This is a genomic window from Bradyrhizobium altum (assembly GCF_020889705.1).
Taxonomy (GTDB): domain Bacteria; phylum Pseudomonadota; class Alphaproteobacteria; order Rhizobiales; family Xanthobacteraceae; genus Bradyrhizobium; species Bradyrhizobium altum.
Window position 1 is genome coordinate 1 of record NZ_JACMYP010000221.1, and the last position, 14,934, is coordinate 14,934.

Consider the following 14,934-nt stretch of genomic DNA (forward strand, 5'->3'; position numbering starts at 1 on the left):
CAGCAGCTCGTTCAGCGAGGAGAGCTTCTTCTCGTTGATCAGGATGTAGGCGTCTTCCATTTCAGCGCGCATCTTGTCGGCATTGGTGACGAAGTAGGGCGAGATGTAGCCGCGGTCGAACTGCATGCCCTCGACGACGTCGAGCTCGGTCTCGAGCGACTTGGCTTCCTCGACCGTGATCACGCCCTCGTTGCCGACCTTCTTCATGGCGTCGGAGAGGAACTTGCCGATCTCGGCATCGCCGTTGGCCGAAATGGTGCCGACCTGGGCGATCTCCTCGTTCGAGGTGACCTTCTTCGAGTTCTTCTGGAGGTCCGCAACGACGGCTTCGACCGCGAGGTCGATACCGCGCTTCAGGTCCATCGGGTTCATGCCGGCGGCGACCGACTTGGCGCCTTCGCGCACGATGGCAGCGGCGAGCACGGTCGCGGTGGTGGTGCCGTCGCCGGCCGCGTCAGCGGACTTGGACGCGACTTCGCGCACCATCTGGGCGCCCATGTTCTCGAACTTGTCGTCGAGCTCGATCTCCTTGGCGACGGTGACGCCGTCCTTGGTGATGCGGGGAGCGCCGAACGACTTCTCGAGCACCACGTTACGGCCCTTCGGGCCGAGCGTGACCTTCACGGCATTGGCGAGGATGTCGACGCCGCGCAACATGCGGTCGCGCGCGTCTACGCCGAATTTCACTTCTTTGGCTGACATATTGGTTTCCCTGAGTTGTCTTGGTCTCATCTCACCCTTGGCGAGGCGCCCGGCAGGCGCTCCTCAGGGGTGAACGGTGCGAGCGGTTGGTTAGGCGGCCTTCTTCTTCGAAGCGGAAGCCTCGAGCACGCCCATGATGTCGCTTTCCTTCATGATCAACAGGTCCTGGCCGTCGATCTTGACCTCGGTGCCAGACCACTTGCCGAACAGGACGCGGTCGCCGACCTGGACGTCGATCGGGATCAGTTTGCCGCTCTCGTCGCGGCCGCCGGGGCCGATGGCGATGACTTCGCCCTGAGAGGGCTTCTCCTTGGCACTGTCCGGAATGATGATGCCGCCAGCAGTCTTCTCTTCGGCGTCGATACGCTTGACCACGACGCGGTCGTGAAGCGGACGGAATTTCATGCAGCCCTCCTAAATGTTTGTACGATTTGAGGATTTTCAGATGTTAGCAATCAATGCCCGCGAGTGCTAGTCACACAGGCCGAGCTGAGATAGGATAGGATTTTGCGGGAGCAAGAGACTCTGGCAGAAAAATAGGCAGCTCAAGTCGAATGCGACCCAGGACATGGCGCGCGTCGGCTTCGAATATCCGAAGGATGTTGGCAGCCGGCTCGCGGATACCAACGCGTATTGGCGCCGATGCGATTGCGGGGCCGGCGTTCCCGCCGAGCAGGTGAGCTTCGCCTACAGCGTGAGAGGCAGCGTGTCCTGGCGGCCGACGCGCGTTTACAGCATGAAGCCTACATCCAGTTTCCATCATGCAGGCAAGCTTGCCGCGAGACGGAGTTCCAGCCTTCGCGCATCGACCTGCCGCCGCCCCCTGCTCCAGTCGTGCTCGCGGTGAAGGACGCGGCGCCTTGCCTTGCGGAGCCTCGCGACGTGCTCAAATTCTTGCTTGGCCACTCCGTGACGCAAAGTTACATTTTCCGCCGCTGCCCTCGTATCCATGTCCTGTCCGCAATATTACGATTAAGTAATCTCTCTGTTTGCATTGGGGATCCGGCGATTCTAAGCTTTAGCTTGAGTATGGAGCTCCCTTGTCGACTAAGAACAGCTCTGACGAGGTCGCACAGACCTTCCGTCTCTTAACAGCCTTTCGTGCGCTGCGCACTTCTGCCGACCGTCGACACATCATCGAATAGTCGAGTCTATGTCAGCGGACGTTGAACCCCGGACCATTGCTCACCCACCGGTCGAGGAGAGCAAGTCCTGAGAAAGGCGCGTCAGGCAATTCCTAAAGAACTGCCATTGTGTTGCACTCGACGAACGAACACTCCTAGACTTGCCAAGACTCGGCGGCGGCCAGACTCGATGCAGCAACGATCTCGCAAACCACTTCAGCGGTCCACGCCGGACGGGGACACCTGATGGTGACTCACTCCTTGCCCAATGCGCGACGCCTGTGGCCTTGATGCCCTCGTGGGCGTCGGAGACGACCAGCTTGACGGCGCGCAGGCCGCGGCTGGCAGCCAATCCGGACAGCCTCACGCTTGAGCCCTGGATCGTGAAGGACCATTGGGGTGAGGAGATCGAGCTAGAGCGGCCGAGCACCCTACCGCTCGATGACCGCGCCAAGACGGAACTGCAGCTCTTCAGCGATGCAAGCTGGGCTGGGCTGCAGGCGGCGCGCACGACTCCACTCTTTGACTCTTTGAGACCCCGGTCGTGCATTTTGTTGTTTTGTTGTCCGGGCCTTCCTCGCCGACGGCACCGACCAAGTGATGGCTCACATAACCGCCATCGAGGCGGCGCTCGGTCTGGAATTGGATCATAAGCGCAAGCTGAGACCCAAACCTGATCTGCACCCAAAGCCATCGGCAATCCTCGCAATTGAACTCGATGACAGACCCATGTCACCTTCGACTGACGAACGTCGGCCGATCAAGCACGCCGGCAAGGCATCGGCATGCAAAACCAATCACGGCAATCTGTTCCCCACAATGACTCTGATCCACGAGCTGATCCCTCACTAACTGAACTGCTGCGAGCTCAGGTCTGCTCCAGCAGCGAACTCTCATTCCTCATGGAAGCGCATGACGGCCTCTCCGCCGCGATCGCCGAGCGCGTAGGTTTCAAAGGTCCCTGGGCGTCGGGCCTTTCAATTGCCTGCTCTTTGGCTATGCGACGCCAACGAAGCGTCATGGAGTCAACTCGTCGACGCAGTCGAGCAGATCGTAGATCTCAACCACACTGCCTGTTCTGGTTGACGGCGATAGCGGCTTAGGGAACTTCAACAATGCACGTCTGCTGGCATGCAAAACTCCGTCAGCGTGGCGCTGCCGGGATTGCGCTGGAAGACAGCTGTTTTTCGAAGACGAACTCGCTTATTGGCGAGCGGCATCCCCTCGCCGATGCCCAACGAATTCTCCGGAGGCCTCCGGGCATTGAAGGATACAGCCGCGGACGACTTTGTGCTTGTGGCCCGCATCGAAGCGTTGATCGCCGGGCATGGAATGGACGATAACAGCTTCGTAAACGAGGCTTACAATGCCCGCTACAGCCAGCGCTTTCACGCTCTGCCGCTTCGGCAACGCTGTGTCATAGTTAAGCGCGATAAGCTAGCAATTGCCGCATCTCTGCCGAACTATTCAATCGCCTCTATGAAATGTTGTACGAACGCAGTGTGAATGGCACGCTGGCCGACAGTTTTCGTTTGTTGTCCAGCGTAGTCGTGAAGGACATCGCGCCCCACAACAAGCGTTGGCGAGTAGTACCTCTGAATGCGGTGATGGCGGCAGTATTCAGCCGCTACTGTTCGGCATTCAATCGCGATCTCGGTGCCATTCGGCCCACCCTCATGCTTGGCCGATTTCCACCCGGTTTATCCACGCTGACAAGAGGCCGGAGTTCCGGTATATCGGCGACAATGAAATAATAATTGCATTTATCATGTCATAGTATATTTATAGTGGTATGAAAAAGCTCGTTGGGCTACCCTATCCCGTTACCGAAATGCTTCCTCGGGTGGGAGAAGCCATCCGAACTGCCCGTATCCGACGTCGCAAGACAGCCGCGGATATCGCAGGGCGCCTCGGCGTGTCGCTGCCAACCTTACGAAAACTCGAAACAGGTGATCCTGGCGTCTCGCTGGGGACCTTTCTCACCGCGCTATGGCTTCTCGATCTGTCGCCGGCTTTGATGGCGGCGTTAGATCCCGCGAAGGACGAAATCGGCCTGACGCTCGAAATGGCCCGGTTGCCGAAACGGGTCAGACCTGCTGCGGACGTGAAACTTGACCAGCTCTGAATGCTACATTTTCTCTCGCCTTCCGGACGATCGACCCAAGCTGGTTGGGCGCTATCGCTACGTAAGACCCCCCGGCGCGCGCGCCTTTGGCGAATTTGGCTATGCTGGGTCTTGGCTGCGGCACCCGAACGCTTTCCCATTGGATCCCACCAATCTGCCCCTTTCCCGCGAGACGTTCACCACGGTCAAGCGTGGATGCCTGTTCGGACCGCTCGCCGACGCAACACCGGATCTTTGGGGCCGCGAACTGGTCGCACGGCTTGAACCTGGGAAGCTATTTTCTCCCGTCGATTGGCTGTATGCGGCCGGGCGCGACCGGGTAGGCTGCCTCGCGTTTGGCCCAGAGCCGGAATTGGCTTCAGCAGCCCCGGGCCCGGAGCGACTGCATCTGAGATCGCTCGACACCATCGCCCATGAGTTCGCGAAGCTCGAGGCAGGTCTGCCAGCGAATCCCCATGCTACACGCATCTACACTGCGGGCGTTTCCATGGGAGGCGCCAGGCCAAAGGCAGTCATTGAAGCAAACGACCGTCTCTGGATCGCCAAATTCGAGCGCACCACCGACACGTTCAACCAGTGCGGCGCCGAACACGCAACCATGCGCCTTGCCGCCAAGTGCGGGTTGGATGTCGCTGAAACGCGCCTGGTCGATGTCGGCTCGCGGAAAGCGATCCTCGTGAAAAGGTTCGATCGCTCGGAAGGGCCAGACTATTCGCCAACGGTCCATTATCTGAGCGCATTGTCGCTGATCAACGCAGACGAGACGTCCGCGGATGGCTCCTACTTCGCCATAGCCTCCGAACTGCTGCGTCACGCGATACGTCCTGACAAAGCTCGCAAGGAGTTATTCGGCCGCATGGTCTTCAATGTCCTGTGCGGAAATCGCGATGACCACCTGAAGAACCACGCGCTGACTTACGGCACCGAAGGCTGGGATATCTCGCCGGCATTCGATGTGCTTCCTCAACCAGACATGCTGCCGGAACAGGCCATCGCAGTCGGCAGATCCGGGGTCTATCCAAGCATCGGCAACTGCTTGTCGCGGTGCGGAGACTTCGGATTGAACCTTGAAGAGGCGCAAGCCGAGATCAATCGGATCGCGACAATAGCCACAACCTGGCGTGACGTGTTCGATCAGGAAGGCATCGCAGTCCCGACCATCGAGAGAGTAGCGCCAGCCTTTGCGATCGCAGACAGCTACCGGTCCTAGGCTAATCTCCCCCGACCCCGGCTCCTCGGTCGCCTCAGTGAAACGGCACACTCGACGCTCGATGGGCAAATTGAGCCTGCGCCGGGCGTCGTGATCTCGACCCACTTCGGATCACCGTGATCTCCAGTGATCACTGCGAATTTCAACCGCAGAAATTCCTGTACGGTCGGCAGTTTCCTTGCGTCCATGTCCAAGCCTGCTTGCGCTCGAACACAGCCTAAGCGGCATTCCTGCAAGTCGGAATCCCGGTCGCTAGAAATTCTTCAAAAACACCGGACGACAAAATCGCGTTGTTGATGGTGAAAAGTCGTGGATCTACGCCAACCGGAGTCTGACATTGCCAAACCGGCTGCCTATCTGGTTGGTAGGGAGGCGACGACGCTAGGGCAGGAGCAACTCCATGCGCGGCTGAATCTGCGCCCGCCATGGGCGACCTCAAGATTCGCCGCATACTAAATATCAGGTGGAGCAAGGTCTGGCCCGACGGAGCCCCAAGACAACAGCAACGAACAAGGGGAGCCCCCGACATGCCCGACTATCTTTCTCAACGAGAACCTCATCACCCAGGACCCCCCCGAGATAGCGGAACTCAACGCGTATCTGGAGACCTTGGCAAGCCACTTCGATCTGTTTTGGCTCGAACAAGCAGATAGCAACCCGGTGCAGGATGTATGGCAAGCGAGACATGCGCTCGCTACCAACGAGATGCTGACTTTGGGCCACGCCGTGGCGAATCTCGCGAAGGCGGACCCAGTATGGACGCGTCATCAGATTGACCGGGCAGATCGCGACGAACGTGGCTACCGACAACCCGCAATAAGCGGCGGCCTGATCCTGCCGCAGCGCGGCCGGCCAAAATGGAAGATCAGCCTTCATGTCGCACCTTCGACCCGCCCCGCGAGCGCCGACGTCCGATCGTACCGACGAAGTAGGTCTTCCCACGGGCCGGGCTTCAGGGATCGACGAACAAACCCGTCGACCGTCCATAATGCCGCCAGCACCATTTCGCCTTCGAACTTGACGACCAACGTCGCCAATCGATCGGCGTCGTCGACACGACATCGAAGCGAAAGGCTGAATTCGTTGTGGCACAGGTCAAACGCGCGAACGCGGCCGCCTTCAGGAAGATGGAGCTAACTACCTCCCCAGTCGAGCAAACTGCATCGATGCGTGCTCCGCGTCGAGAGGAGCGTACCACGGGTTGCCGCTGACGGTGCTCAACAAGGACCTACAGAACGCGGGCGTGAGCTTGCCGCGGTGTATCACGACGTTTTCATGTCCCGCCGCAGCTCGAGAGTTAAGCCAGTGACGACTGTAGCCCAACGTGCGATTTGCCAGCTCGGCCAATGCCCGTCATATTTCATCTCCGATAACGTCGAGAATGCGCAGCCAGCCTGGATAGGCCGCCTGGCTGACGAGTAGCTGACGAAGAGCTTTTTCCGGATCCAGAAAAGCCCAGCCGACCGTGGGTTCCACTTCCATGGCAGCTGCCGTGCTGCTGAAGGCAACGATACGCGGAGGACCGCTTCAGCTGCGGGATAGCCAGCCGCAGTGCATGACCGCGGCCTGACGCTCCCAGGCCGTGGTCTTCGCTGTCGCCTGCGACAGGATAGGCCGTGGCACGATCCTTAAGAGTCCGCCCTATGCCGACGGCTCTGTCCATACGAACCTGGCCAAGGTCATCCCAAATACTGGAGAGCCGACACGAAAGTGCTCGTGTCCTGATGGACTGGTGGATTGTAGAGAGGCAAAATGCCCGGCGATATCGATAGGGAGAGCCCTACGGCTTCCGCGCACGTCCCGCTCTCCGGGAAGGAGACTTCGACCGAAGAGCTTACGAACCCAGCGGTCGTGCAACGATTGTGACGAGACGTAGAACATCGGTCAACAGCGACTTCTGCTCTTCACATCCGAATCGAGCAGAACCGACGTTGCGTAACTCCTTTGAAGGTACAACCTGACCGAAGCTGTCGTCCACCCAACCCCGGTCAGAATCCCCCTCATAGACATATTGCAGCGAGCGTTCCAAGCGCGCCGAGTGCCAGCCCGATCAGCGAACCCGCCGTCGGCACGTCTCGAAAGAGCAGAAGCGTGAGAATCGGCTCCACTACCAAAATAGCTCCCACGGATATTGCGACAATGATCCAGATATTCTTGAGATGCATGTAGCCCAGTGCGTATCCGCAAACGAGCAGGACACCGCCGAGCGATATCAGCAAGAACATCGGCAGGAGCATTGTCAGATCCCCGCCTGTTTTTCGAAACTGCCTTGAGGCGATCAACTCCGCGATGACCGAAAGCGCTTCACCAAGGAAAATCGCCGCCACCGCCACGATTTTCAATACGGAGCTCATCACCTGCACGTCAATAGAGCAAGGTCAACGGCACCTTTCGAATGTCGAATTCGCCTCTGGACCGGCTCTGGCAGTTGAGAACGCAAAGCCATTGGCCCGGCACTACCGTTCATCGCTCCTCGCACACGCTTCAACGTCTGTCTGACGGCTGACGGGCTCTCGAGATGCAGCAAGTTCTTCGCAACGATCAAACGCACTTCTTACCGTGCAGCCGCGAGACTGGCTGGAAGACGGCTAAAGCAGCGTGCCGGCTTCCAAGCCGGAGCCTCACAGCCTAAGCTGCAATTTGCACGGGGAGTGCTGAATAGCCATGCACAAAGTTAGACGCAATTCGCTCGGGTTCGCCGACCACCTGGACCTTCAGCCGCGACTTCAACATCTCTTCCCAGAGAACCTTCAACTGCAGCTCCGCAAGATGTCGACCAAGGCAGCGATGGATGCCAAATCCGAATGAGGGATGCTGCCGCACATTCTTGCGGTCGATGACGAAACTGTTGGCGTTCTCAATGATCTCTTCGTCCCGATTGCCGGAGATGTACCACATCACGACCTTGTCGCCCTTCCTGATTTGTTTCCCGCCCACGATGCTATCGGTCGCGGCGGTACGGCGCATATGTGCGATCGGCGTCTGGTATCGAATAATTTCGGACACGGCGCTCGAGACCAGCTTGGGATTGTCGCGCAGCTTTCGCAGCTCGGAGGGGTGCTGATTCATGAACAGGAGTCCGCCGGTAATCGAGTTGCGCGTGGTGTCGTTCCCGCCCACGATCAGCAGAATCAAATTGCCGAGAAACTCGCTCGGCTGCATTTGGCGAGTGGCAGGCGAGTGCGCCATTAAGGAAATCAGGTCGAGGCGCGGACCGGCATCGATGCGCTCGTTCCAAAGCCGAGTGAAATAGCCCAGGCACTCGGACAAGACCGTGCTTCGCTTGTCCCAGCTGTCGATCGCATGGCCTGCTTTCGGAGTTGCAACAGCTACGTCTGACCAATAGGTCAAGAGTCGCCGATCCTCAAAAGGAAAATCGAATAGCGTGGCGAGCATTTGCGTCGTCAATTCGATGGAGACCAGATCCACCCAATTGAAGACATCATTGCGCGGCAAGCCGTCCAGAATCGCCCTGACCCGGGAGCGGATCAAGCTTTCGAGCTTCGTCAGGCTTTCCGGTTCGACTATCGGACTCACGGTATTGCGCTGCTCGGCGTGCCGGGGAGGCCCCATCTTGATGAAACTCGGGGTCCAGTGCTTGTCAGGCACTTCGACGATAGTAACACCTTGCTCTGACGAAAATGCCTTGTGGTTTGTATCAACCGCTACGATATCCCGGTATTTGGTCAGGGACCAATATGGACCATGAGGGCTGTCTTGACAGTAGTGAACGGGATCTTCCCTTCGCAACCGCTCGAAGCAACCCCATATGCTGCCGTCTTGAAAGCGCTTGGCCTCGCTTACATCCAGATTGCTCAATGGGACAATACACCCATCGTCAGCTCTATAATTTTCCAATCGCTTTCTCATGATCGTCTTGCAGATTTTGCCCGATAGCTTACGGATCCAAAGGTCACGATTCGGGCTTCCGAACTGCCCTGGCGTTTGACTACGAGCGGGTCGCTCGAACAGAGTATCTCAAAGTGCAGCTACGTCGCCCCTACCATATCCGGCAGTAAGGATCGCATTGACTTTCCAAATCGACTTGCTTCGTGGATCGGTGAGAGCTATCGCCGCATGGTTGGACGATGGCCGTGTGCGGGCGGCGGCCTGCAGACTGGCGCGCTGTCATAAGGCAGCCTTCTGCGGAGGCGAGCCAGAACGGCTACTTTCGTCAATACCTCGCGATGCATCATCGCCTGGCAAGGACTGTTTAGGCAAATCGATCCAGACAACCGGTCACGAGGCCGATGGCTGTGACAAGATCGGCTATTCGGACCAGAGCCAGCGTCTCGACTGGCACTTTCGAGGCATCGATTCACGATCGATGCAAGCCTGCCTCAGCAGCCTTCCTTACACAGCTCAAGCTAAGGATCGTTGCACCTCCACCGGGCCGCGTCTCCCGGCCTTTCACACTGCCGGATGGCGACGATGGCGCCATCTGCGATGAACAATGGAAGGCCAGCACAGTCGCAAGGGCTGGATTTTCTTCAAGCAATGAAACTCGTCAGCTGATCGACAGCTAAACCCTCTAGCATAAGACCATCTCTATCCGGACAAGGCTAGGCTTGATGGGCTCAAAATCTGGAACAGAAGAAGGAGCTGGATCCCCTCAACATACCGCCCCGTCCAGAACCAGATCCGCTCCATTTTATAGACGTTAGTGCACGTCTCGGTTTCCGACCCGCGCGACTCTCAAATCGGATCAACTTGTCCGATTGATATCGCCAAGGCTACCAAAGGGAAAACGGAATGAACCCGTTTGACAATATCAGCCCATCCGCGGCTTGGGCGAATTACGTCGAGCCGCAACAGGAAGAAACGGGGCAAGCAGACTTTGAGCAGCGGCTTGGAGAGCCTCAGCCAATACTCCAAACATCAGATGCACCCGGGGCCGGATCGTCCCGGACTGACACGGAAGGCAATTTGAGAGCGCAGGCTATTCAGGGGGACGAACGGTACGCAGCTGCATCCTTTATCAGAGCGCGTGCTCAGCTTGCCGCAACGCTGACCTGCACAACCGTTGCGGAACTCAGAAGAGAAATCGAACTCGCTGCGCAAAGATCGGCACGATGGTCAAAAGCGACTGGGCCATCAGCCGGCGGCATCGATAGTGGCCGCGTTTACGACGACGTGGTGGCATCGTCGTACGCCGAGCTGCAGCGCTTTCAAAATCACGCCAGCCATTGCAAGCCACATGTGCTGGACCGTCAAAGCGCGATGGACCATTTGCGTTCCATGGCGGCTTTGCGTTACGACGCCGCCCCCTGGAATATTTGGGGAGGCCAACAACTTGATCTGGGTCGCGCAGCGGCAGAGCACATGAGAGGAGACACCAATTCTTCGCCTTTTGTATCACTGTCCGAGGAGGCCTCACAACTGCTCCTGTCGCCAGACGATGACAACGGGTATGGCGCCAAAGCAATCGCGGAAAGCGCGAACGAGTTGCATACCTACACCGTGCCAAGGGTCACCACCTGGACGGCCGAAGAGATCGTCAGGATCCTTGAGGACGGGACTGAGAATGATGAACCCAATCTTGCATGGGTGAGCGATACCCCAACCGAGGAGCGCGAGGTACTGTTTCTGGGCGGAAATCTGGATGACTATCGGACCGCTAGCGAATTGAATCCATACAGAAAGTCAGAGACGAGAGGCTGAGGCTAGAAGATCGAGAAAGGGCGACATCTCTTGGTGCGCTGCTGGGAAAAATCGGAAGCAGCGTTCGCGGCATCTATAATGCTCTGATCGGAGTGGCCAGCGGGGGAGCTGGCCGGGATCGCACGTCGACCATCAGAGTGTCAGCCGAAACCTGTACCGTCTTCATTCGCCGCCGTTGTTGTCGGACGGAACCCAGGCTATTTCGCTCGCCAATATCCCAATATGGCCCCGTTATAATCTCCAGAGCTCCACGCCCGAGTCTGACGGCAATGCCAGCAGAGCACAACGAGCGCCACGCCGACGCGGTCGTGGCCGTGACAGGATCGGCTATTCGAACCACAGCTACCATCTCGACAGGGATTCTAAGGAGAGGATTGACAGTCGACGCAAGCTGACGTCGGCAGACCTCCTCACCCAACTCAAGCTGACGATCACTGCGCTTCCGCCGGAGTGCTTCTCCCGAACTTTTTACACCGCGCTGCCGCGAAGCGGGGACAGTGACGATGGTCATCTCGGCGAAACTTGGCTCTGCATTGAGCGATAGGCCGCTAGCAAGTCGCAAGGAGTTGGACTTCTTCAAGCGATGAGGCTGGTCAGCTGATCGACAGCTAAGCCCTCTAGCATGAGAACACCTCTATCCAGACAAGGGGCCCGACTTGATCGGCTCAAATCCGGAAGGGGAGAAGTAGCTGGATCCCCTCAACATAGCGACCCGTTCGAGAACCAGATTCGTCCACGTATCTGGCAGCGACCATTGGTGCGTCGGTCCAGGCAGCGTGTTCGGCTGTTCTAACTTGAACCGCGTTCCATGATCGCCCGCGTCGTCTTCTCGATGGATCATCGTCGATGATGAGCGATCGGCTTGGCGGAAGCGGCGCTCCAGCGCATTACCTTCATTTGTCAAGGGAGAGGCGGCAACAATGAATACAGATCGGGCGCAGCTTGATGCTGATGGTTCTTTCGAAATTTCCGATTCCGAAGCGTCTCAATCCGAAGCCTCAGAAGCGGGGTCTCCAGTCGCGGCGCAGTGGAACGAGGCCCTGACGGATGCGCGGCCGTCCACTGCCGACGCCGTCTGGTCGCAGGACCGCGCTCTGGAGGACTGGGCGGCCGAAGAGGGTCAGGGCGACGACGAGAATCGCCAAACGGCCGTCAATCAAACGAGTGCTTGGCTGGAGGATGGCAATTTCAATGAGGCGCTGGATCTTTCCTCCCTGTCGCTGAGCGCATTGCCCGCCGCACGCCCGCCCGAGCTTCGGGCGTTGGACGTGATGGACAATCAGTTGACTGGCTTGCCCGAACTTCCGCCCGGCTCCGGGAGCTCAACGTATCGGGCGATCAACTGACCGATCTGCCCGATCTTCCAGCCCGGCTTCGTGTGTTCGAGACCTCCATGAACAGCCTGACTAGCCTGCCCGCAGACTTGCCATCCAGGCTCCGGTCCCTGATCATCGGCGGGAATCCATTGACCAGCTTGCCTGCCCTTCCGGCAACCCTTCGGGAGCTCCTCGCTCGCGGCAACCAGCTGACCAGCCTGCCTGATCTTCTAGCCGGGCTCCGGATCCTCATCGTCGATGACAACCAGCTGACCCGTCCGCCCAGCCTTCCAGCAACGCTTGAGGAGCTCGGCGCTGAAAGCAACCAGTTGACCAGCCTACCTGACCTTCCAGCCGGGCTCCGGGGTCTGGACGTCGACGGCAACCGACTGGGCCAGTCTGCCGGCCCTTCCGGCAACGCTTCGGGATCTCTCCGCTCGAAGGAACCAGCTGACCAGCCTACCCGATCTTCCAGCCAGCATTCGAAACCTGGATGTCAACCACAACCAGCTGACCGAATTACCCGAGCCCCTCCCGTCCGGGCTCGAATTGCTCAGCGTCAGCGACAATCAACTGGTCCGCCTGCCCGAAGTCCCAGCTGACCTCGAAGCACTTGACGTCAGCAACAATCAGCTGACGGACGTACCGGAGAGCCTGCTGCAGCTAGGCCACAACGCCGCCGTCGATTTGACGAACAATCCATTGCAAGAGCTGTTGCAGACCAATCTGACGACGGCCATGCTTGCCGACGACTATGCCGGCCCGCAGATCCTTTTCTCGTTAGAACCGACGGAATCCGGGCCCCCGCCGCTACACGATGTCGTCGCAGACTGGGTTGGGCAGGACCCTGCGGCGGTGGCAGCATGCAGCGTTTCGCCGACGAACCGGGGGCGCAGGACTACGCTCGCTTCCTCAATAGGCTGGGGGGCACAGTGAACTTCGATAATGACGAGTTCCGGCAGGCCATGGTCGAAGATCTGCGTCAGGCAGCGGCGAGACCTCGATTGTGCGAACTGTTTTTCCAGCTGGCTTCCGATGCGAGCGCGAGTTGCGAGGATCGTATCACTTTGACGTGGCACGGGATACAGACCGCACGCCTGAACCCTGAATCGAAAACGGCCTCTATGATGAACGACTGACCGAGTTGCTCCAGCATGGCCGTGTCATGTTCCGTTTGGAGGCGTTGGACGGAATAGCGCGCCAGACGGTCGAGGGCCCTTGGCCGCTCCGAACCGGGAGGGATGCGCCGGCGGGATCTGGCTCGATCTCCGTCCCAGCGGCGTCAGGCGGGGCGGCTGCGAGCGGTTCCGAATCGGTCGCTGGACGGGGGCTCATGCCGACTCCTCCCAGGGATTGATCACCGTTGCGCCCGTATCCTCGAAATCCCCCACATTCCGGGTGACGAGGATGAGGTCGTGGACGATCGCGGTGGCGGCGACCAGCCCGTCGATGTCGCCGCGGGGCCGGATCGCGGCGATACGCCCCCACTCGACGGAGATCTGGTCGGTCACCGCCAGGATGCGGTCGGCGTGGTCGTGGCGCAGCTTGCGCAGCCATTCGGCCAGATGGGCGGCCGCCTTCGGGTCCGATTTCTGCTTGAGCGCAATGCCGCGCATGATTTCGCCGAGGGTGAGGGTGCTGAGGTGGATGCTGGCCGGATCGACCGCGCGCAGCCAGTCCCTGGCCTGCGCCGAGCCGCGCCGCGCCGCGCCTCGGAGACGACATTGGTGTCGACCAGATACATCAGAACGCCGCGTCGCGGCTGGGGGTCTTGGCGCGCAGCGTCACGGCCTCAGCCAGGTCGTCATCCCAGCTGGGCCCGGCCAGCAAGTCGTCGACCAGGGTCGGCCGGCCGGAGCGGAGCGCGTCGTAATCGGCGGCTGACAGCACTACGGCGGCCCGCTCGCCCCGTAGGGTCACGATTTGGGGGCCTTCGAGGCGCGCCTTCTGCACCACCTTGGAAAACTGGTTTTCGGCATCCTGCAGCGGCCATTCCATGGTGCACATTCCTAGCTAGACAGTCTAGCTATGTTCTAAAGGGTGTCTTCGTCGAAGTGAAGTGATGGGCCGCTGACGTGCCGACGCCGCGACGACAGAAAGATCGCCGCCTGGAGCCGGGCTCTGAGGTGGCTGAGAGCCGCTTTGGCGCATCATTTTCGGGGTCCTGGGCGGCGAGATCGGGCATTCCTCTAATAAGAGAAAAACGAACGATAAGGCAACGTTATCGTTCGTTGTTATCCACCGACAGGTGCGGCGGTTTTGGGCCGACAGATGGTTATAAGCGCCGCGCTGGGTTAGGTTCGACCATGCCCTCGCGTGCACGAATCATCCCCGAGCCCCCGCCGACCTTCCCGCCCTTTCCGGGATGGGCACGGCAGATCGGACCATCCGAAGTGGTTGATGACGCGATGTTTTTTGCCGGCGCCGCGCTTGCTGCGATCCATCCGATCGCGCGCAGCGAGCACCCGCTCGGCCTGCTCTGGCGGCATCGCCTGTCGCTGGCCAACGCCGCTGTGCTCGCCCGCCATGGCGGGCGCACCGAAGACGAGGCGGCGTTGCGCGACGCCTGGTATCTGCGCCGCGAGATCGATGAGCTCGGTCCGGGCGGGCGCATCCTCAAGGCCTGGCGGTATCTCGGCGAGCGCGCTGCCATGGCACCTGATGATTGGATGATTTCCTTCTCGATCATGTTCGAGGTCGGCTTCAACGCCGCGCTCGAAGACGTCGTCACCGCCGCGGCGAAGCTGGCGGCAGGGAGGGGGAACGCCGTCGCGGCGGCGGCGGAAATTGCCGCAG

At 59.4% G+C, this 14,934-nt stretch carries 14 protein-coding genes and 5 pseudogenes; 10 read left to right on the forward strand and 9 right to left on the reverse strand.

Translation table 11 applies throughout. The annotated features are described in order from the left end of the window. Positions 1-702 (reverse strand): chaperonin GroEL (groEL, locus tag H8B02_RS35930; RefSeq protein ID WP_229170565.1); only part of this gene is annotated, 702 nt, incomplete at its 3' end. Between the two features lie 90 nt (positions 703-792). Next, on the reverse strand, positions 793-1,107 hold the full coding sequence (groES, locus tag H8B02_RS35935) for a co-chaperone GroES (RefSeq protein ID WP_229170566.1): 315 nt from the start codon (positions 1,105-1,107) through the stop codon (positions 793-795). A 136-nt stretch (positions 1,108-1,243) separates the two neighbouring features. Here groES and H8B02_RS35940 point away from each other — a divergent pair. The 5 genes and pseudogenes from H8B02_RS35940 to H8B02_RS35960 form a co-directional block, all read left to right on the forward strand. Further along, a pseudogene (locus tag H8B02_RS35940) lies at positions 1,244-1,438 on the forward strand (P-type conjugative transfer protein TrbG); the annotation flags it as partial. 988 nt (positions 1,439-2,426) lie between these two features. Next, the gene (locus tag H8B02_RS35945) at positions 2,427-2,678 is read left to right on the forward strand and encodes a hypothetical protein (protein ID WP_229170577.1); all 252 of its coding nucleotides are present in this window, start codon (positions 2,427-2,429) and stop codon (positions 2,676-2,678) included. 5 nt (positions 2,679-2,683) lie between these two features. Further along, positions 2,684-3,191: pseudogene (locus tag H8B02_RS35950) on the forward strand (isocitrate lyase/PEP mutase family protein); the annotation flags it as partial. A 466-nt stretch (positions 3,192-3,657) separates the two neighbouring features. Then, positions 3,658-3,951, forward strand: a complete 294-nt coding sequence (locus tag H8B02_RS35955) for a helix-turn-helix domain-containing protein (RefSeq protein ID WP_229170576.1) — start codon at positions 3,658-3,660, stop codon at positions 3,949-3,951. Continuing rightward, positions 3,938-5,161 (forward strand): type II toxin-antitoxin system HipA family toxin, encoded by a 1,224-nt coding sequence (locus H8B02_RS35960; protein ID WP_229170567.1) that lies wholly within the window; start codon positions 3,938-3,940, stop codon positions 5,159-5,161. The genes H8B02_RS35955 and H8B02_RS35960 overlap by 14 nt, the downstream gene beginning before the upstream one ends. A 459-nt stretch (positions 5,162-5,620) precedes the next feature. Here H8B02_RS35960 and H8B02_RS35965 read toward each other — a convergent pair whose 3' ends face one another. The 5 genes and pseudogenes from H8B02_RS35965 to H8B02_RS35980 form a co-directional block, all read right to left on the reverse strand. Next, positions 5,621-6,037, reverse strand: coding sequence for a hypothetical protein (locus H8B02_RS35965; protein WP_229170568.1), 417 nt, complete (start codon positions 6,035-6,037; stop codon positions 5,621-5,623). 261 nt (positions 6,038-6,298) lie between these two features. Continuing rightward, positions 6,299-6,496, reverse strand: a pseudogene (locus tag H8B02_RS35970) (hypothetical protein); the annotation flags it as partial. 18 nt (positions 6,497-6,514) lie between these two features. Beyond that, the gene (locus tag H8B02_RS48230; RefSeq protein ID WP_283842294.1) at positions 6,515-6,643 is read right to left on the reverse strand and encodes a hypothetical protein; all 129 of its coding nucleotides are present in this window, start codon (positions 6,641-6,643) and stop codon (positions 6,515-6,517) included. A gap of 518 nt (positions 6,644-7,161) precedes the next feature. Beyond that, complete coding sequence (locus H8B02_RS35975) at positions 7,162-7,515, reverse strand: hypothetical protein (protein WP_229170569.1); 354 nt, start codon at positions 7,513-7,515, stop codon at positions 7,162-7,164. 274 nt (positions 7,516-7,789) lie between these two features. Next, positions 7,790-9,031, reverse strand: a complete 1,242-nt coding sequence (locus H8B02_RS35980) for a cytochrome P450 (protein ID WP_229170570.1) — start codon at positions 9,029-9,031, stop codon at positions 7,790-7,792. 882 nt (positions 9,032-9,913) lie between these two features. Between H8B02_RS35980 and H8B02_RS35985 the strand changes: the two genes are divergently transcribed. From H8B02_RS35985 to H8B02_RS49145, 4 genes and pseudogenes are all read left to right on the forward strand, one after another. Next, on the forward strand, positions 9,914-10,822 hold the full coding sequence (locus tag H8B02_RS35985) for a hypothetical protein (protein WP_229170571.1): 909 nt from the start codon (positions 9,914-9,916) through the stop codon (positions 10,820-10,822). Positions 10,823-11,742: 920 nt separating this feature from the next. Further along, positions 11,743-12,168, forward strand: a complete 426-nt coding sequence (locus H8B02_RS35990; RefSeq protein ID WP_229170572.1) for a hypothetical protein — start codon at positions 11,743-11,745, stop codon at positions 12,166-12,168. A 519-nt stretch (positions 12,169-12,687) separates the two neighbouring features. Then, positions 12,688-13,074, forward strand: a complete 387-nt coding sequence (locus H8B02_RS35995) for a hypothetical protein (protein WP_229170578.1) — start codon at positions 12,688-12,690, stop codon at positions 13,072-13,074. Then, positions 13,002-13,495 (forward strand): annotated as a pseudogene (locus H8B02_RS49145) (NEL-type E3 ubiquitin ligase domain-containing protein). The gene H8B02_RS35995 and the pseudogene H8B02_RS49145 overlap by 73 nt, the downstream one beginning before the upstream one ends. Here the strand turns inward: H8B02_RS49145 and H8B02_RS36005 are convergent. Together H8B02_RS36005 and H8B02_RS36010 are read right to left on the reverse strand one after the other, a co-directional pair. Next, positions 13,470-13,882, reverse strand: a pseudogene (locus H8B02_RS36005) (type II toxin-antitoxin system VapC family toxin). The pseudogenes H8B02_RS49145 and H8B02_RS36005 overlap by 26 nt on opposite strands. Continuing rightward, positions 13,882-14,136, reverse strand: coding sequence for a type II toxin-antitoxin system Phd/YefM family antitoxin (locus H8B02_RS36010; protein ID WP_229170574.1), 255 nt, complete (start codon positions 14,134-14,136; stop codon positions 13,882-13,884). Before H8B02_RS36010 ends, H8B02_RS36005 begins: the two are co-directional and overlap by 1 nt. Before the next feature lie 128 nt (positions 14,137-14,264). On the opposite strand from H8B02_RS36010, the gene H8B02_RS36015 reads away from it, so the two are divergent. Then, positions 14,265-14,934, forward strand: a 670-nt coding sequence (locus H8B02_RS36015; RefSeq protein WP_229170575.1) for a DUF1403 family protein, incomplete at its 3' end; no start/stop codon positions are given.